This is a genomic window from Neorhizobium descurainiae (assembly GCF_051400715.1).
Lineage (GTDB): Bacteria > Pseudomonadota > Alphaproteobacteria > Rhizobiales > Rhizobiaceae > Neorhizobium.
The window spans coordinates 1-17,840 of the sequence record NZ_JBLFFK010000011.1 but is presented as its reverse complement, the minus strand read 5'-3'; the positions used below and the strand labels follow the sequence as shown (position 1 = coordinate 17,840).

15 protein-coding genes are annotated in these 17,840 nt (G+C 63.2%); 9 read left to right on the top strand and 6 right to left on the bottom strand.

Annotated features, from left to right (window positions below):
* The first annotated feature begins 171 nt into the window (after positions 1 to 171).
* The 8 genes from hslV to ACMGE0_RS18780 all read left to right on the top strand — a co-directional run bounded on the left by hslV (position 172) and on the right by ACMGE0_RS18780 (position 10,479).
* Positions 172 to 699: an ATP-dependent protease subunit HslV gene (gene hslV, locus ACMGE0_RS18815; protein WP_436817405.1), complete on the top strand. Its 528-nt coding sequence runs from the start codon at positions 172 to 174 to the stop codon at positions 697 to 699.
* Complete coding sequence (locus ACMGE0_RS18810; protein ID WP_436817404.1) at positions 692 to 1,210, top strand: GNAT family N-acetyltransferase; 519 nt, start codon at positions 692 to 694, stop codon at positions 1,208 to 1,210. The genes hslV and ACMGE0_RS18810 overlap by 8 nt, the downstream gene beginning before the upstream one ends.
* A complete protein-coding gene (hslU, locus tag ACMGE0_RS18805; RefSeq protein ID WP_436817403.1) occupies positions 1,207 to 2,514 on the top strand; it encodes an ATP-dependent protease ATPase subunit HslU in 1,308 nt (435 codons plus the stop codon). Before ACMGE0_RS18810 ends, hslU begins: the two co-directional genes overlap by 4 nt.
* A gap of 210 nt (positions 2,515 to 2,724) precedes the next feature.
* Complete coding sequence (locus tag ACMGE0_RS18800; RefSeq protein WP_436817560.1) at positions 2,725 to 3,660, top strand: DUF1402 family protein; 936 nt, start codon at positions 2,725 to 2,727, stop codon at positions 3,658 to 3,660.
* Between the two features lie 46 nt (positions 3,661 to 3,706).
* Entirely contained in the window at positions 3,707 to 5,125 is a 1,419-nt protein-coding gene (locus tag ACMGE0_RS18795; protein WP_436817402.1) for a cytochrome P450, read from the top strand.
* Between the two features lie 53 nt (positions 5,126 to 5,178).
* A complete protein-coding gene (locus tag ACMGE0_RS18790; RefSeq protein ID WP_436817401.1) occupies positions 5,179 to 7,182 on the top strand; it encodes a hydantoinase/oxoprolinase N-terminal domain-containing protein in 2,004 nt (667 codons plus the stop codon).
* Between the two features lie 84 nt (positions 7,183 to 7,266).
* Positions 7,267 to 8,181: a LysR family transcriptional regulator gene (locus ACMGE0_RS18785; RefSeq protein ID WP_436817559.1), complete on the top strand. Its 915-nt coding sequence runs from the start codon at positions 7,267 to 7,269 to the stop codon at positions 8,179 to 8,181.
* 126 nt (positions 8,182 to 8,307) lie between these two features.
* Positions 8,308 to 10,479, top strand: coding sequence for a malate synthase G (locus ACMGE0_RS18780; protein WP_436817400.1), 2,172 nt, complete (start codon positions 8,308 to 8,310; stop codon positions 10,477 to 10,479).
* Positions 10,480 to 10,714: 235 nt separating this feature from the next.
* On the opposite strand, the gene ACMGE0_RS18775 is transcribed toward ACMGE0_RS18780, so the two are convergent.
* On the bottom strand, positions 10,715 to 11,383 hold the full coding sequence (locus ACMGE0_RS18775) for a L,D-transpeptidase (protein WP_436817399.1): 669 nt from the start codon (positions 11,381 to 11,383) through the stop codon (positions 10,715 to 10,717).
* 179 nt (positions 11,384 to 11,562) lie between these two features.
* Here ACMGE0_RS18775 and ACMGE0_RS18770 point away from each other — a divergent pair, with 179 nt between their 5' ends.
* The gene (locus tag ACMGE0_RS18770; RefSeq protein WP_436817398.1) at positions 11,563 to 12,051 is read left to right on the top strand and encodes an MmcB family DNA repair protein; all 489 of its coding nucleotides are present in this window, start codon (positions 11,563 to 11,565) and stop codon (positions 12,049 to 12,051) included.
* Here ACMGE0_RS18770 and ACMGE0_RS18765 read toward each other — a convergent pair whose 3' ends face one another.
* From ACMGE0_RS18765 to ACMGE0_RS18745, 5 genes are all read right to left on the bottom strand, one after another.
* Positions 12,052 to 12,627, bottom strand: coding sequence for an ActR/PrrA/RegA family redox response regulator transcription factor (locus ACMGE0_RS18765; protein WP_436817397.1), 576 nt, complete (start codon positions 12,625 to 12,627; stop codon positions 12,052 to 12,054).
* Between the two features lie 78 nt (positions 12,628 to 12,705).
* Positions 12,706 to 14,067, bottom strand: a complete 1,362-nt coding sequence (locus tag ACMGE0_RS18760; RefSeq protein WP_436817396.1) for an ActS/PrrB/RegB family redox-sensitive histidine kinase — start codon at positions 14,065 to 14,067, stop codon at positions 12,706 to 12,708.
* 36 nt (positions 14,068 to 14,103) lie between these two features.
* Positions 14,104 to 16,602 carry an ATP-dependent helicase HrpB gene (gene hrpB, locus ACMGE0_RS18755; RefSeq protein ID WP_436817395.1) on the bottom strand — a complete coding sequence of 833 codons (2,499 nt, stop codon included), beginning with the start codon at positions 16,600 to 16,602 and terminating at the stop codon, positions 14,104 to 14,106.
* A complete protein-coding gene (gene lhpI / locus ACMGE0_RS18750) occupies positions 16,602 to 17,555 on the bottom strand; it encodes a bifunctional Delta(1)-pyrroline-2-carboxylate/Delta(1)-piperideine-2-carboxylate reductase (protein WP_436817394.1) in 954 nt (317 codons plus the stop codon). Before lhpI ends, hrpB begins: the two co-directional genes overlap by 1 nt.
* 96 nt (positions 17,556 to 17,651) lie before the next feature.
* The coding region (locus tag ACMGE0_RS18745; protein ID WP_436817393.1) for a hypothetical protein at positions 17,652 to 17,840 on the bottom strand (189 nt) is incomplete at its 5' end.

Sequence of the window (17,840 nt, the reverse complement as noted above, 5' to 3'; positions counted from 1 at the left end):
CTGATCACGGCTCCTTATCAGGGGCCAAGCCAAATATCCAGCAAAAGCCGGGCATTTTGTCCGGCGGCGTATTGCAAGATTGCATTCGACGAAGCTCCTCTTACATAGGGCTCAACGAGGCGGGCAAGTGCCTCCAACCCATGCCCCGGATCGGGGCCAGACAGGTGCCGAATGACAACGATTATTACTGTTCGCAAAGGCGGCAAGGTGATCATGGCCGGCGATGGCCAGGTGAGCCTCGGCCAGACCGTGATGAAGGGCAATGCCCGCAAGGTGCGCCGCATCGGCAAGGGCGAGGTGGTCGCCGGGTTCGCCGGCGCGACGGCGGATGCCTTCACGCTGCTCGACCGGCTCGAAAAGAAGCTCGAACAATATCCGGGCCAGCTCATGCGCGCGGCCGTCGAGCTCGCCAAGGACTGGCGGACGGACAAGTATCTCCGCAATCTCGAAGCCATGATGCTGGTCGCCGACAGGTCGATCACGCTCGCGGTCACCGGCAATGGCGACGTCCTGGAACCCGAGCACGGCACGATTGCGATCGGTTCCGGCGGCAATTTCGCCTATGCGGCCGCGCGGGCCATGATGGACACCGACAAGTCGGCCGAGGAGATCGCCAGACAGGCACTCGATATCGCCGCCGATATCTGCGTCTACACCAACCACAACATCGTCGTCGAAACGCTGGACGCCGATGGCTGACGACGCGCCCCGCTACCATTTCCGCGACGTCGTCCGTGAGGATTTTCCCTTGCTGGCGAAGTGGCTCGCCGAGCCGCATATCGCGAAATGGTGGGGTGAGGTCGACGAGGAACTCGCTGGCATCGAGGAAGCGATGACGAGTGTCGAAACCCGGCCGATGATCGTGGAATTGGAGGGCAGGCCGATCGCCTATCTCCAGTATTACGATCCTCATCTTGAGGAGGGGCACCCCTATCAGGACCAGCCGAAGGGCACGCTCGGCATCGATATCTCGATCGGGATTGCGGAACTTGTCGGCAAGGGACACGGCAGCGCGATCATCCGCCAGTTCGTACGCGAGCTTTTCGCTTCCGGCGCCAAACGCATCGTCATCGATCCCGATCCGGAAAACTCGGCTGCCATCCGGGCTTACGAGAAGGCCGGCTTCCGCTACGTCGACACCAGGACATCCATCTATGGTCCGGCCCATTTCATGGCGCTGGACGCACCAGAAGAAACGGATTTGCAATGACTACTTTTTCACCCAGGGAAATCGTCTCGGAGCTCGACCGCTACATCATCGGCCAGCATGAGGCGAAACGCGCCGTGGCGATCGCGCTCCGCAACCGCTGGCGCCGCCAGCAGCTCGACGAGAGCCTGCGCGACGAAGTAATGCCGAAGAACATCCTGATGATCGGCCCGACCGGCGTCGGCAAGACGGAAATCTCCCGCCGGCTGGCCAGGCTTGCCGGTGCGCCCTTCATCAAGGTCGAGGCCACCAAGTTCACCGAGGTCGGTTATGTCGGCCGCGACGTGGAGCAGATCATCCGCGATCTCGTCGAGGTCGGCATCGGTCTCGTGCGCGAGAAGAAGCGCGCCGAAGTGCAGGCCAAGGCGCATATGAGCGCCGAAGAACGCGTACTGGACGCGCTGGTCGGCTCGACCGCTTCGCCTGCCACCCGCGAAAGCTTCCGCAAGAAGCTCCGGAACGGCGAGATGGACGACAAGGAGATCGAGATCGAGGTCGCCGAGACCGGTTCGGGCATGCCCGGCTTCGAGATCCCCGGCATGCCGGGCGCCAATATAGGCGTGCTGAACCTGTCCGAGATGTTCGGCAAGGCTCTCGGCGGGCGCACCAAGAAAGTCCGCACCACGGTTGCAAAGTCCTATGGCGAGCTCATCCGCGACGAGTCCGACAAGCTGATCGACAGCGAGGTGATCCAGCGCGAAGCGGTGCGGGCTGTGGAAAACGACGGCATCGTCTTTCTGGACGAGATCGACAAGATCGCCGCCCGCGACGGCGGGCTCGGCGCCGGTGTCTCCCGCGAAGGCGTGCAGCGCGACCTCCTGCCGCTCGTCGAAGGCACGACGGTTTCGACCAAATACGGGCCTGTGAAGACGGACCACGTCCTCTTCATCGCGTCCGGCGCCTTCCATGTCTCGAAGCCCTCGGATCTTCTGCCGGAACTGCAGGGCCGCCTGCCGATCCGTGTCGAGCTGAGGCCGCTCACTAAGGAGGATTTCCGCCGCATCCTGACGGAAACCGAGGCAAGCCTCATCCGCCAGTACAAGGCGCTGATGGGAACGGAAGAGTTCACCCTCGACTTCACCGAGGATGCGATCGACGCGCTGGCGGACGTGGCCGTGCACCTCAACTCGTCGGTCGAGAATATCGGCGCCCGCCGGCTGCAGACCGTCATGGAACGCGTGCTGGACGAGATTTCCTTCAACGCTCCGGATCAGGGCGGTACGTCGGTGACGATCGATGCGGACTATGTGCGCAAGCATGTCGGCGATCTCGCCGCCGATACGGACCTGTCGCGCTACATTCTTTAAAAAGACGAACGTGGCAGCCGGGCAACGTCCGGCGGCCATTCATTAGCATCTGACGGGATTTTGAATATCGCCGTCTCGACATGGAGCTTATGCTTCACGTAAGGGAGACGCGTTTTCATGGAAATGGCCGCCTCCAAGACGTGGGTCGGTTGGAATGGCTGCAAGCATCTCCTGCCGAAGATCGGCTACGAAATCCTGGATACGCAAATCTTGAAACGCACTCTTCTGGCATTGTTCCTTGTCGTCGCGACGTCCGCGGCCTCTTCCGCATTCGCGGGCGGCCTCATCATGGTGCCGGAAGGCAACCGGCACGTGGAGCAGCCGAAAGTGCCCGGCGCCTCGATGCGCCGCACGCGCGCAGCGCGTTCAACATTCGACGACAAATACGAGAAGATCCGCGATCTGCTTGCGAGCGACAGGAAGCTGATCGCCAAGATCAGGGCGACAGCGGCCGATTACGGCATCGATCCGATCCATATGATCGGCGCGATCGTCGGCGAGCACACCTACAATGTGGATGCCTACGACCGGCTGCAGACCTATTACGTGAAGGCAGCCGCCTACGCCGGCAACAGCTTCCGCTTCGGCTACGGCGACGAAACCGTCGAGGATTTTCTCACCCGGCCGGAATTTGGCCCATGCAACGATTATTCCGACTCCTACAAGCTCTGGACCTGCCGCGAAAACGTCTGGGAAAAGAGCTTCAGGGGACGCATCGTCGGCGGCAGGTCTTTTCCGGACAACCGTTTCAGCGCCGTCTTCTTCCAGCCTTTCTATGCCGGCCAGACCTTCGGCCTCGGCCAGGTCAATCCGCTGACCGCGCTGATGCTGTCAGACATGGTGGCGAAGACATCCGGCTATCCGAGGCTCGACGAGAACAAGGCGGCGGGCGTCTATGACGCGATCATGGATCCCGACAAATCGCTCGCCTACATGGCGGCCAATATCCGCCGGGCGATCGACGACTACAAGACGATTGCCGGCATGGATATCTCCCATAATCCCGGCATCACGGCGACGCTTTACAATACCGGCGGCTCGGCTGCCCGCGCGGCGGCTCTCAAGGCGAGGGGCGGTCTGCCGGAGGAAAATTATTACGGTTGGCTCGTCAACGACAAGCTTGCCGAGTTGAAATCCCTTCTTTGAAGGCTGATATTCGTCCCGTAGGAAACCTCCCTGAGGAGGGTTGTCGATGGACATGCGCCCCGAACCCTTCACTCCGCCGGCCCCGGTGCCGCGGAACCGGCTGCTCACCCCCATCGAGGTGATCTGGATCGCGCTGCGCAACCCCTTGGAACTCTGGGGAAAACCTTCCTACACATTGCCCTGGATCCAGACGAAGTTCTTCAAGGAACGCACGCTCATCGTCAATCATCCCGGTCTCATCCGGCATGTTCTGGTGGACAATGCCGGCAATTACGAGATGTCGGAGATCCGGCAGCTCGTTCTGCGTCCGATCCTGAGAGACGGTCTGCTGACGGCGGAGGGCGAGGTCTGGAAACGGTCGCGCAAGGCCATGGCGCCCGTCTTCACGCCGAGACATTCCAGGGGCTTTGCCGGGCAGATGCTGAGCAAGGCGGAAGAGTTCGCCGAGCGGTATGCTGGGGCCGGCGCCGAGGGCAAGGTCTTCGACATTTCCGTCGACATGACAGACCTCACCTATGCCATCCTGTCCGAAACGCTGTTTTCCGGCGAGATAGCCGGCGACAAGGAATCGGTCTCCGAGGATGTCGACGCGCTCCTGCACCGGATGGGCCGGATCGACCCGATGGACCTGATGCGCGCGCCGCCCTGGGTGCCGCGGCTGACCCGCATCGGCGGCAAGAAAGTGCTCGAGAAGTTCCGCGGCATCGTGGCGGAGACCATGATCGAACGGCAGAGGCGGATGCGCGACGAGCCGGACAAGGTCCCACAGGATTTCCTGACGCTGCTGCTGCAGCTCGAAGGCCCCGACGGGCTTAGCATGGACGAGATCGAGGACAATATCCTCACCTTCATCGGCGCGGGCCACGAGACCACCGCCCGGGCGCTTGCCTGGACGCTCTATTGCGTCGCGCAGTCACCGCAGGTGCGCGAGCGCATGGAAGAGGAGATCGACCGGGTTCTTGCGACCGGCCCGGAGCCGGTGGAATGGCTCGATCTGATGCCCTGGGTGCGGGCGTCGTTCGAGGAGGCGCTGAGGCTCTATCCGCCGGCGCCGTCCATCAATCGTGCCGCGATCGAAGACGATTCCTGGACAAGTCCCGAGGGCCAGAGCGTGAAGATCGACGCCGGGGTCACCGTGCTGGTCATGCCCTGGACGCTGCACCGTCACGAGCTTCTTTGGGAAAAGCCGCGCGCCTTCATGCCCGAGCGCTTCCTGCCGGAAAACCGCGGCAGCATCAATCGTTTCCAGTACCTGCCCTTCGGCGTCGGCCCGCGCACCTGCATCGGCGCGACCTTTGCGCTTCAGGAGGCGGTGATCGCGCTTGCCGTGCTGATGTACCGCTACCGTTTCGACGTGACGCCGGAGACGAAGGTCTGGCCCGTGCAGAAGCTGACCACCCAGCCGCGCGACGGAATGCCGATGCGGGTCAGCCTGCGACGCGACGCGTCTTTCCTGACGAATTGACCTCCGCCGGCCATGCGATATTGATCGCTTGAGACGATCTTCAGGATTTCCGCGTGGCCTCACCCTTTCTTCTCGGCATCGATACCGGCGGCACCTATACGGATGCGGTTCTGTTCCGGGAGGAGGAAGGCGTCGTCGCTAAGGCGAAGTCGCTGACGACGCGGCACGATCTGGCGGTCGGCATCGCCGGTGCCGTCGAGGCGGTACTGGAAAGAAGCGCCGCTGCGGCATCGCAGATCGGCCTGGTTTCTCTTTCCACGACGCTTGCCACCAATGCCCTGGTCGAAGGGCAGGGCGGCAGGGCGGCGCTGATCATGATCGGCTTCGGTCCGGACGATCTCACCCGCGGCGGGCTTTCGGAAGCGCTTGGCGATGATCCCGTGATCTTCCTGCCCGGCGGCCACGACGTGCATGGCGACGAAACGGCGCTCGACGTGACGGCTTTGGAAGAGGCCATGCCGGACCTTATTGGAACGGTATCCTCCTTCGCCGTCGCCGGTTATTTCGCCGTCCGGAATCCGGCTCACGAAATCCGGGTGAGGGATCGCATCCGGGAGCTCTCGCATCTGCCGGTCACCTGCAGTCATGAGCTTTCCTCCAAACTCGGCGGCCCGCGACGGGCACTGACGACATTGCTGAATGCCCGGCTGGTTTCGATCATCGACCGGCTGGTCGGCTCCTGCGAAGGTTTTCTGACCAGCCGGGGCATATCCGCGCCGATGATGGTGGTGCGCGGCGACGGCGCCTTGATCTCCGCAGCCGAGGCGCGATTGAGGCCGATCGAGACTATCCTGTCCGGCCCTGCCGCGAGCCTTGTCGGCGCGAGCTATCTCACCGGCCTCGACCGCGCCGTGGTTTCCGATATCGGCGGAACGACGACGGATGTCGCGGTTCTCGATGGCGGGCGACCGAAGCTCGCGCAAGAAGGCGCCGTGGTCGGCGGCCATCGCACCATGGTGGAAGCGGTGGCGCTGCGCACCTATGGCCTTGGCGGCGATTCCGAAGTGCATATCGACGACCGGGGCCTCGAGGTGCGGTTCACGCTGGGTCCTCGCCGCTTGTTGCCGCTCAGCCTTGCGGCCATGACGCATGGCGACGCCATTCTCTCGACGCTGGAAAAGCAGCTCCGTGCCGGCCATGCCGGGCGCCGCGATGGCCGTTTCGCAGTCCGCACCGGCGTGCCGGATGCGATGGCGCAAGGCCTGCCGCCGCAGGAGCGGGCGCTTTATGCCCGAATCGGATCTGCGCCGACGGCACTCAACGATCTCCTTACGATGAATTCGCAGAGGGCGCTGCTCGATCGGCTCGTGGCGCGCGGGCTTGTGCATCTCTTGGGGATCACGCCCTCGGATGCTCTGCACGTGCTTGGCCGTCAGAACCAATGGCGGGCGGATGCGGCCCGTCTCGGGCTTGAATTGGCGGCTCGCCGCAAGAACGGTGCAGGGCGGGAAATAGCCGCTTCGCCGGAGGAGCTGGCGGAAAGGATCGTGAGCCGGCTGACGCGCCAGTCGGTCGAGGCGGTGCTTGCCTCCTGCCTCGCGGAAGACGGCGCGGAGGCGATCGATCCGGCGGTTTCGCTCGCCGTCGACCGGGCACTCAAGAGGACGCCCGGCATCGCGCGGTTTTCCGTTTCGCTTGATCGGCCGCTGATCGGGCTCGGCGCTTCGGCACCGGTCTATTATCCGGCGGTCGCGGAGATGCTCGGAGCGCAACCGGTCATCCCGGCCGATGCCGATGTCGCCAATGCGATCGGCGCCGTGGTCGGACAGGTGCGGGCGAGCGTCACGATCGTCGTGACGTCGCCTGAAGAGGGGCGGTTCGTCGTGTCCGGTGCCGGCGAGAGGCTGCTGGTTCTCGGGGAGGGCGAGGCGCTGGCGGTCGCCCGCCAGCATGCCATCGCCGCAGCGCTGGCCCAGGCGAAGTCGGACGGCGCGGCTGATGCGGTCGTCACCCTTTCGGAAGAAGCGGATGCGCCGGAAATCGAAGGGGCACGAAAACTGATCGAAGCCCGCATCATTGCCACGGCCACCGGCCGGCCGAGGATTGCCGCTGCCTGACGCTTGCCGCTGTTGCCGGGGCCATAATTGCGATATTGTCTATAGTGGCCCGCCATTCATGCCGATCGGGAACAAGTCACTGTGATCACCAATCTGGACGACCTGGAAATCTTCGTCAAAGTCGTCGTTACGGGAAGCATGTCGGCCACGGCAAAGAGCCTTGGTCTTTCACCGGGGGTGGTTTCGAAGCGCATCAAGCGGCTGGAGGAACAGCTTGGGGCACGTCTGTTGCAGCGGACCACGCGCCAGATCGGTTTGACGGACGCCGGCAAAGGTTTCTACGAGCGGATTGCGAATGTCGTGACGGGCATCGAGGAAGCCGAGAAATTCGTTTCGGGGAAGTCGACCGAGATCGCCGGAAACCTGCGGATCTCCGCGCCGACTTCCTTTGGACGGATGCACATAGCGCCGCATCTCCCGACGTTCATGCGGACGCATCCGCATCTCTCGATCGACCTCGTGCTCTCGGATGATTTCACCGACATCATCGCCGAGGGCTACGATGTCGCCATTCGAATTTCCGAGTTGAAGGATTCGAGCCTTGTCGCGCGCAAGCTGGTCCAGGTTCGCCGTATCCTTTGTGCCGCTCCGTCCTATATCGAACGGTATGGTTTCCCGGAAGGAATGGAGGATCTGGCACACCATCATTGTCTGACGGCGCACAATGGCGAACCGTGGAGGCTGGAAGGTCCGCGAGGCCCTCTGGTGTACCGACCGGCGGGAAGGCTGAACACCAATTCGAGCGAAGTGGTCCGGGAAGCGGTGATCGCAGGGCTTGGTATTGCGCTGAGATCCACATGGGACATCGGCAACGAGCTGAAGGAAGGGCGCCTGGTGCGGGTGATGCCGGAGTATGAAGGCTCAAGGAACGTCTCCGTTTCGGCAGTCTACCCGAGCCGCCGGCATCTTCCCTCCAAGGTTCGGGCGTTCATCGAATATCTCGCGGAGCTTTACGGGTCGGTGCCCTATTGGGAACGGCATGGCGAGGTTGCGGTATAGGCCGGACGGGGCTTGTTTGCGGCAGCGATTGTCTCCGATATTGCACAAGTCATTTGAAATTTGTGCGATTGCAATTTCTTGGCCCGCAAATGAGACTTGCCGGAATATCGCAAATTGGAGAAGCCGATGGCTCGGATTCAGAAAAATGGTCTCTCGATCGACGAAACGCTCTACGAATTCCTGCTGAAGGAAGCTCTGCCGGGCACCGGTGTCGATGCCGGCCGGTTCTTCTCGGAATTTTCGAAGATCGTCCACGACCTTGCGCCGAAAAACCGCGGGCTGCTTTCGAAGCGTGACGCCTTTCAGGAAAAGCTCGACGACTGGTACCGCAGGAACGGTGCCCCGGCCGATCTTGCAGTCTACGAAGCCTTCCTGCGTGACATCGGCTATCTTCTGCCGGAAGGGCCGGACTTCACGGTCTCCACGGAAAACGTCGATCCGGAAATTGCCGAGATCGCCGGTCCGCAGCTTGTGGTGCCGGTGATGAATGCACGTTATGCGCTGAACGCCGCCAATGCCCGCTGGGGCTCGCTCTATGACGCTCTCTACGGCACGGACGCCATCCCCGAGGCGGATGGTGCGGAAAAGGGCAAGGGTTACAATCCTGTCCGCGGCGCCAAGGTCATCGCCTGGGCTCGCGAATTTCTCGATCAATCCGTGCCGCTTTCCGGGGCGAGCTGGAGCCAGGTGACCTCTTTTATCGTCACCGGCGGAAAGCTCACCGCCGCCGCTCAAGACGGCAAGACGGTCGAACTCTCCGATCCGAGCCAATTTGCCGGCTATCTCGGCGAACCTGCCGAGCCGACGCATCTGCTCCTCAAGAAGAACGGTCTCCATATCGAAATCCTGATCGATGCCACGACGCCGATCGGCAAGGACGATCCGGCCAGGATTTCCGATGTCTGGCTGGAATCGGCGATCACCACGATTATGGACTGCGAGGATTCGATTGCCGCCGTCGATGCGGAAGACAAGGTCGTCGTCTATCGCAACTGGCTCGGACTGATGAAGGGCGATCTCTCGGAGGAGGTTTCCAAGGGCGGCAAGACCTTTACGCGCAAGCTCAACCCCGACACGGACTACAAGACGCCGGACGGTTCGAACTTTGTGCTGAAGCGCCGGTCGCTGATGCTGATCCGCAATGTCGGCCACCTCATGACCAACCCGGCCATCCTCGACCAGAATGGCAACGAGGTTCCGGAAGGCATCATGGACGCCATGGTGACGGCGCTCATCGCCATCAACGATATCGGCCCGAACGGCCGCCTGCAGAATTCACGCACCGGCTCCATGTATGTGGTGAAGCCGAAGATGCATGGACCGGAGGAGATCGCCTTCGCCTGCGAGATCTTCTCCCGCGTCGAACAGGCGCTGGGCCTTCCGACCAATACCATGAAGATGGGAATCATGGACGAGGAGCGCCGCACGACGGTGAACCTCAAGGCCTGCATCCGCGAGGCCCGCGAGCGCGTCGTCTTCATCAATACCGGCTTCCTCGACCGCACCGGCGACGAGATCCATACCTCGATGGAAGCCGGGCCGATGATCCGCAAGGGCGACATGAAACAGGCCGCATGGATCGCGGCTTACGAGAACTGGAACGTCGACATCGGCCTCGAATGCGGTCTCTCCGGCCATGCGCAGATCGGCAAGGGCATGTGGGCCATGCCAGACATGATGGCGGCGATGCTGGAACAGAAGATCGCTCATCCGAAGGCCGGCGCCAACACCGCCTGGGTGCCGTCGCCGACCGCGGCCACGCTCCATGCGACCCATTACCACAAGATCGACGTGGCAGCCGTTCAGGAGAGCCTCAAGAGCCGTGCCAGGGCAAAGCTGTCGGATATCCTTTCGGTGCCGGTGGCGCAGCGGCCGAACTGGACGCCCGAGGAGATCCAGCGCGAGCTCGACAACAACGCCCAGGGCATTCTGGGTTATGTGGTTCGCTGGATCGATCAGGGCGTCGGCTGCTCGAAAGTGCCGGACATCAACAATGTCGGGCTCATGGAAGACCGCGCGACGCTGCGCATCTCGGCCCAGCACATGGCGAACTGGCTCCATCACAGGCTGGTCGGCAGGGAACAGGTTGTCGAAACCATGAAGCGCATGGCCGCGGTGGTCGACGGGCAGAATGCGGGCGATCCGCTCTACAGGCCGATGGCAAAGGATTTCGACGGTTCCGTGGCGTTCCAGGCGGCCCTCGACCTGGTGCTGAAGGGCCGCGAGCAGCCGAACGGCTATACCGAGCCGGTGCTGCATCGCCGCAGGCAGGAGCTGAAGGCCAGGCTTGCCGGCTGATTGTTGTATAGCGGCGGAAAGAACCGTTCTTTCATCATACTCGGGCTTGTCCCAAGCGTCTGCGACGGCTTGAATTTAAATTGGCAACCGTAGATCCTCGGGACAAGCCCGGATGACGGCGTGCAAGTGGAGCGTATCAGCAAGACGAGACTGAGATGCTCGTCCTCACAGCCAAACGAAAAGGCCGCCGGAGATTCCCTCGGGCGGCCTTTTCGATTCTGATCGGTTTTCGCGATTACTGGATCACGACGACCTTGGTGTTGCGCCCCGGCCGGACGCGGCTATAGAGATCGATCACGTCCTGGTTCATCAGGCGGATGCAGCCGGACGAAGCGGCGGTGCCGATGGAGTTCCATTCGGGCGTGCCGTGCAGGCGGAAGAGCGTGTCCTGACCCTTCTCGTTGAAGAGATACATGGCGCGGGCGCCGAGCGGGTTGCTGAGACCAGGCCCCATGCCCTCTTCCACATAGCGGGCGACGTCGGGACGGCGGGCGGCCATTTCCTTCGGCGGGTGCCAGGTCGGCCATTCCTGCTTCCAGGCGACGTAGGCCGTGCCGGACCAGGCAAAACCCTGCTTGCCGACGCCGATGCCGTAGCGCACGGCCTTGCCGCCCGGCAGGATATAATAGAGGAAGCGCTCGCGCGTATTGACGATGACGGTGCCGGGCTTCTCGTTGGTCGAGTAGCTGACGATCTGCCGGACGAACTTCTTGTCGACGCGGTTGATCGGGATCGCCGGCAATGTATAGCCGGCATCCTTGATGGAACCGTAGGAGTCGGTGAAGATCTGTTCCGTGTAGGTGGTGGCGCCGGCGACCTGGGTTCCGGGAGCCGTGGTGGAGCAACCGGCCAGGGCGGCAGTCGCCAACAGGCCGAGTGCTAGCATGCTATTGCGGAAGCGCATGGAAATCTCTTGGGATGAACGAATCGATTGAGGCAGGTGTGTGACCACCTTTGATCACCGGTTATTTTCGATTACATTGGGGTTGGCAAGCCGCTGCAGTGCGTCCACAGAGGGTCGGCGCATAATTGAAAATTGCCATTGCGTTTTTGCAACATTACCGGCAGCGGCAATGAGAATTCATGACTATACTCAACGTCGCCAGTAACAATCCGTTAATAGATGGACGCCAGTCGGCGCGGGCCATGATGGTGCGCAGGGGCATGCAGATTCTGTTGCACGACATGCGCCACGCAATCCTGCCGGAGCTCGTCCTTTCAAGCGGAAGACGCGCCGATCTGGTCACCATCTCGGAAAAGGGCGAGATCTGGATCGTCGAGATCAAGACTTCGATCGAAGACTTTCGCGTCGACAGGAAATGGCCGGAATACCGCGCCTATTGCGACCGGCTGTTTTTCGCGACCCAAAAGGATGTGCCGCTCGACATCTTTCCGGAAGATTGCGGCCTCTTCCTCTCGGATGCTTATGGCGGACATCTCCTGCGCGACGCGCCGGAACATAAGCTGCCGCCTGCCACGCGCAAGGCGATGACGCTCAATTTCTCGCGCGCCGCCGCCCAGCGGCTGATGCTGGCCGAATGGGCGAACGGCAAGAGTTTTGAAGAGATGTGATCACTTCGGAGCGCGCTTGGCGAGGATGCGCTGCAGTGTCCGGCGGTGCATATTGAGCCGGCGGGCCGTTTCGGAGACGTTGCGCTCGCACATCTCGTACACCCGCTGGATATGTTCCCAGCGTACCCGGTCGGCCGACATCGGGTTTTCAGGCACGTCCGCCTTTTCGCCGGGGCGCTGCGTCAGCGCGCTGAAGATGTCGTCGGCGTCGGCGGGCTTGGCGAGGTAATCCAGCGCGCCGAGCTTTACGGCCGTCACGGCGGTGGCGATATTGCCGTAGCCGGTCAGCACGATCACCTTGGTGTCCTCACGGCTCTGGCGGATCGCCTCGATCACGTCGAGACCGTTGCCGTCTCCGAGGCGCAGGTCGACCACCGCGTATTTCGGCGGGCGGGCTTTCGACTTGGCGATCCCTTCGGCGACCGATTCCGCCGTGTCGACCACGAAGCCGCGGCTTTCCATCGCGCGCGCCAGCCGGCGCAGGAAGGGTCCGTCGTCATCGACGATCAGCAGGGAAGGATCAGGCCCCAGTCCATGATCGACATGATCCTTGGTCTTTTCGAGGTGCGTTTCCATCTTCTCTTCTTCTTCTCCGCAGGCCTGTTCGGGAACCTGCATTCCTTTTCATTATGATCCGTTGGCGCGATCGCGCAATCACTTCGAATCCTGCGTTTCCATGACCGATCGCGGCCATTCGATATGAATGCGGGCGCCTGCTTCACCGCTGTCGCGGTTGCCGAACCGGATCGAGGCGCCCGACCGTTCGAGCAGCGTCTTGGCGATGAAGAGGCCGAGGCCGAGGCCGCCAGCCCGTTCGTCCTCCCTGGGTCTTTTCGTCATATAGGGTTCGCCGATCCTGGAAAGAATATCCGGCGCATAACCCTGTCCATCGTCCTCGATGGTGATCGCCACCCGCTCCGCGTCGTGCTCGACCGTGACGGTCACCTTGCTCTTGGCATAGTCGACGGCGTTTTCGATCAGGTTGCCGAGCCCGTTGATGATGCCGGCATTGCGGTTGCCGACCGGTTCCGTGGCGCGGTCGTCCTTCTCGACGAGCTCGATCTCGATGCCGAACTGCCGGTGCGGCGCCACGACCTCCTCGATCATCGAGGAGAGCGGCAGGCGCCGCATATGCGCCTCGCTTTCGGCCGAGAGCGACGTGAGCCGGCGAAGGATGTCCCGGCAGCGTTCGCTCTGGCTCCTCAACAGCTGCACATCCTCGCGGAATCGGTCGTCATCGGAAAGCTCGCGTTCCATCTCCTTGGCGACGACGCTGATCGTGGCAAGCGGCGTGCCGAGCTCGTGGGCGGCGGCGGCGGCAAGACCGTCGAGCTGCGACAGATGCTTTTCCCGCTCCAGCACCAGTTCGGTCGCGGCAAGCGCATCGGCAAGCAGCGTCGCCTCGTGGCTGACGCGGTAGGCGTAGAAGGCCGCGAACATCATCATGGAGGCGATCGAACACCAGACGCCGAGCTGCATGACCGGCTGGATGCGAAGCGTTTCGCCCTCGTACCAGGGGACGTCATAGGGAGAGAAGGCGAGCACCGTGGTGCAGATCAGCGCAAAGACGATCAGCACCAGCGAATGACGCAGCGGCTGCGAGGCAAAGGCGATGATGACCGGCACGCAGATCAGCGGCGCAAAGGGATTGGCAAGCCCGCCGGTGATGAAAAGCAGCGCCGCCATCTGCAATAGGTCGAAGCCGAGGAGAGCCAGCGCCGCCCTCGGTCCAAGGCGATGGGTCGGCGGAAACCAGGCCTGCAGGATGAGATTGGCGATCGCCAGCGCGCCGACCAGGATGGCGGCTTCCTGCAAAGGCAACGGAAACCGCAGCAGCAGCCCGACGATCAGGACCGTGATCGTCTGGCCTGCGACGGCAAGCCAGCGCAGCCGCACCAAAGTCTGGAGCCGGATGCGGCGGCTCGAGGGACCGAATTGCGCATGACGCACGGAAGGACTGTCTACGCTCACTGCCTGAACCTGCTCCTTCGGACCTGTTGTCCGTGCCTGCTTCATAAACCGGCCCGGCTTAAGGTCGCAGGCGGCATTCTGTCACGTCCCGCGCGGTTTGGCACGCGTCGTCGGCAAAGCCTCTGCGGGATCCTCCGGCCAGGGATGTTTCGGATACCGTCCGCGCATCTCGGCGCGCACGTCCTTCCAGGACCCTGCCCAGAAACCCGGCAGGTCGCGCGTCGTCTGGATCGGCCGGTGCGCCGGCGAGGTGAGTTCGAGCAGAAGCGGCAGCTTTCCGCCGGCGACGGCGGGATGTTTCTTCAATCCGAACAGTTCCTGCACGCGAATGGAGAGCGTCGGCTCCTCGCCGTCGTAGCGGATCGGATGCCGCTGGCCGGTCGGCGCCTCGAAATGCGTCGGCGCCAGCCTGTCGAGATCACGCGCGACCTCGTGCGGGACGAGCGACCGCAAGCCTTCCGAAAGGCTGCCGGGATTGATCGAATCGAGCCCCGGAGTCTGACCCTGGAACGGCACGAACCAGTCGTCGAGACGCGCAAGCAGCGCCTCGTCGCTCATGTCCGGCCAGGGCTCGCCGATCGACCGGTGCAGGAAGCCGATCCGCTCGCGCAACTGTGCTCCGTCCTTCGAAAACGGCAGGACCTGCAGCCCAAGCTCCCGTACCCCGTCCGCCAGTGCCCGTGCCGCCTGCTCGCCGGTCGGGCGGGGGAGCGGTTTTTCCTCGAAGATGATCGCACCGAGCCGCGTCACCTTGCGGGCACGCACCTGCCGGCTGACCCGGTCGAAGAAACATTCGTTACTCTCGCGGATTGCGCCGGCCAGCTCGGTCTCGACATCCAGCCGGCTTACCTCCGCTGCAGCAAGAATGCGGGCCTGCGCTGCCCGGCCGGTGAGATCGGCAATGACGAGCATTTGTGCAGCTGCGAGACGTTCCGTCTCTGGCAGTTCGGCGCCCCGGCCGTTCGCCATGACGAAGCGCCCGCGCCCGCCGCGCTGAAGCGCAATCCGGTCCGGATAGGCGTGCAGCAGGAGGCGGCCCGCGGGCACGGGTTCACTTGGCTGCTTTCCTTTCGGCAGGCCGGAGGCGATTCGATCCGCAAGCTTGCGGGCCGAATCCGCCCGGTCGCCGCGCTCGTTGCGGAATCGTCGCAGTCGTTCGTCCAGGTCGACATCGTTTCCGCCAAGCCCCTGTTCGGTCAAAAGCACGGCCAGCAGGCAGGCCTGCCTGCCAAAGCCCTCTTCCGCCGCCGAGATCGCCATGGCCGAGAGCCGGGGAGGAAGAGCGACCTCCCGCATCAGCCGGCCCTTCTCCGTCAAGCCACCTTGGGGGTCGAGCGCGCCGAGCTCCGTGAGCAGCGCCTTCGCCTCGTTGAAGGCCGGCCCGGGCGGCGGGTCGAGAAAGGCGAGCGTTCTCGGATCCTGCACGCCCCAATGGGCAAGGTCGAGCGCAAGCCCGGAAAGGTCGCTTGCGAGAATTTGCGGCGGAGTGAAGGGGTGAAGCGCCGCCGTCTGTCCCGGATGCCAGAGCCGGACCGCAATGCCCGGTTCGGTACGTCCCGCGCGGCCCGCGCGCTGATCGGCCGAGGCGCGCGACAGGCGCACCGTCTCCAGCCTCGTGATTCCCGTTGCCGGCTCGAAGACGGGCAGGCGCTGCAACCCGCTGTCGATGACGATCCGCACGCCGTCTATGGTGATCGAGGTCTCGGCGATCGAGGTGGCGAGCACGATCTTGCGGCTTCCGGCGGGAGCGGGCCTGATCGCCAGATCCTGTTCCTTCTGGGAAAGGTTGCCATAGAGCGGCACGACTGTCGTCTCCGGCCCGAACCGGCCTCCCAGCCGTTCGGCGGTGCGCAGGATTTCCGCTTGTCCCGGCAGGAAGGCGAGGATCGAGCCTGGCTCGCTCGCATGCGTTTCGAGAATGGCGCGCGTCATTGCGTCTTCGGTCCGTTCGTTCGACGCCCGGTCGCGATGCCGGATATCGATCGGAAAGCTCCGGCCTTCGCTCTTGATCACCGCCGGCCGATGGCCCGAGCTGCCGAGCAGTTCCGCGACCCGCTCGACGTCGAGCGTCGCCGACATGACGAGAATACGGAGGTCCTCCCGCAATGCGGATTGCACGTCGAGCGCCAGCGCCAGCCCGAAATCCGCATCCAGCGAGCGCTCGTGGAATTCGTCGAAAATCACCGCCGAAATGCCCGCGAGCTCCGGATCGTCGAGGATCATCCGGGCGAAGACGCCTTCGGTCACGACCTCGATCCGGGTTCTTGCCGAGATGCGGTTGTCGAGCCGCATGCGGTAGCCGACCCGGTCGCCGGCGGTTTCGTTCAGCAAGGAGGCCATGCGCGAGGCGGCGGCGCGGGCGGCGAGCCGCCGCGGCTCGAGCAGGACGATCTTTCCCGTGCACCAGGCCTGGTCGAGCAGGGCGAGCGGCACGAGCGTCGTCTTGCCGGCGCCCGGCGGAGCGGAAAGCACCGCCCGTGTACCCCGCGCCAGGGCCTCGGTGATGTCTTCCAAAACCGCGGTGACCGGCAGCGTGGGCAGGCTTTCGGTGATCGATCCCGCCTCGGGCGAAGCGGCCATCAGCGGGAAACCTGTCCTCTGGCATTGCGGTAGGCGAGGATCGCGCCGGCGAGATCTTCGAGCGCCGCGCCGACCGACTTGAAGAGGGTGATTTCGTCGGGGCCGGTGCGACCGGGATGCTTTCCACGGACGAGTTCTGCAAGCTCGGCCTTGATGCCGTCCTTGGTTAGAACGCCGCTTTCCAGAGGCTGGACGATGTCGCCGCCCTCCTTCATCGCCCCGGCGCGCGCGTCCACGAATACGGACGAGCGTCGCACGGCTTCGTCGTCGCTCTCGCGCATGCTCGGCTTGAAGGCGCCGACGAGATCGAGATGCGCGCCGGGCTTCAGCCATTCGCCGCGGATCAGCGGTTCGCTGGAGAGCGTCGCACAGGAAATGATGTCCGCTTCGCGGGCCGCGGTTGCGAGATCGCCGACGGCGGCCGCATCGAGGCCGAGCGCCCGCGCATCCTTTGCCGTTTCCTCCGCCTTTTCCCCATTCCGGCCCCAGATCAGGAACCGTTTCAGCGGACGCGTCACGGCATGGGCCTGCATCAGGTTCAATGACAGCCGGCCGGTGCCGGCCATCAGCATGACCTCGGCGTCATGGCGCGCCAGATATCTTGCGGCTAGCGCCGAGGTCGCGGCCGTGCGCCGCGCGGTGAGTTCGCCACCTTCGACGATTGCCAGCATTTCCCCGGTTCTGCCCGAGGAAAGGAGATAGCTGCCGATGATGGTCGGCAGCGCGCGCAGATGATTGTCCGGAAAGAGGTTGAGAATCTTGACGCCGATATGGTCGCCCGGCACCCAGGCCGGCATGAGCAGCATCACGGCGTTCGCTTCGCCCGGCACCTCCATGTCGTGATGGTGGCGGACGGGCATCACGCAGTCGCCCTTGAACATCGTCTCGATCGCGTCGATGAGCTCCGGAAAGGGGAGCGCGGCCCGCGTCTGTTCCTCGTTCAGTACCAGCATGTCATACTCCAGATGCCGAAATCGGCTATTATCTAGCAATCGAAAAGAGGGGCTTGGAAGCGGTTTTTGATATTCGAAATATGCCTCTTCCTTAATCTACGCCCATTTTCTATCCGCTTTTGATGCCGGTTTCGCTGTCCGGACGAAAAATGACATTTTTTTAAAAAGCCCTGTTGACTTGCTGTGAAGTGTGCCTCTATAAGCCGTGTCACTGACGAGGGCGGCGGCGCTGCTGGCGACGAAGTCCTTTGTTCTGAGACCTCCTAGAGAAGTTGGCGGATGCTG

Bases quoted from the DNA above. Each gene is read 5' to 3' on its own strand.
- ACMGE0_RS18795 (WP_436817402.1), top strand. From the start codon at position 3,707: ATGGACATGCGCCCCGAACCCTTCACTCCGCCGGCCCCGGTGCCGCGG.
- lhpI (WP_436817394.1), bottom strand. From the start codon at position 17,555: ATGCTGGTACTGAACGAGGAACAGACGCGGGCCGCGCTCCCCTTTCCG.
- ACMGE0_RS18810 (WP_436817404.1), top strand. From the start codon at position 692: ATGGCTGACGACGCGCCCCGCTACCATTTCCGCGACGTCGTCCGTGAG.
- hslV (WP_436817405.1), top strand. From the start codon at position 172: ATGACAACGATTATTACTGTTCGCAAAGGCGGCAAGGTGATCATGGCC.
- ACMGE0_RS18760 (WP_436817396.1), bottom strand. From the start codon at position 14,067: ATGAAGCAGGCACGGACAACAGGTCCGAAGGAGCAGGTTCAGGCAGTG.
- ACMGE0_RS18765 (WP_436817397.1), bottom strand. From the start codon at position 12,627: ATGGAAACGCACCTCGAAAAGACCAAGGATCATGTCGATCATGGACTG.
- ACMGE0_RS18780 (WP_436817400.1), top strand. From the start codon at position 8,308: ATGGCTCGGATTCAGAAAAATGGTCTCTCGATCGACGAAACGCTCTAC.
- ACMGE0_RS18775 (WP_436817399.1), bottom strand. From the start codon at position 11,383: ATGCGCTTCCGCAATAGCATGCTAGCACTCGGCCTGTTGGCGACTGCC.
- hslU (WP_436817403.1), top strand. From the start codon at position 1,207: ATGACTACTTTTTCACCCAGGGAAATCGTCTCGGAGCTCGACCGCTAC.
- ACMGE0_RS18770 (WP_436817398.1), top strand. From the start codon at position 11,563: ATGACTATACTCAACGTCGCCAGTAACAATCCGTTAATAGATGGACGC.
- hrpB (WP_436817395.1), bottom strand. From the start codon at position 16,602: ATGGCCGCTTCGCCCGAGGCGGGATCGATCACCGAAAGCCTGCCCACG.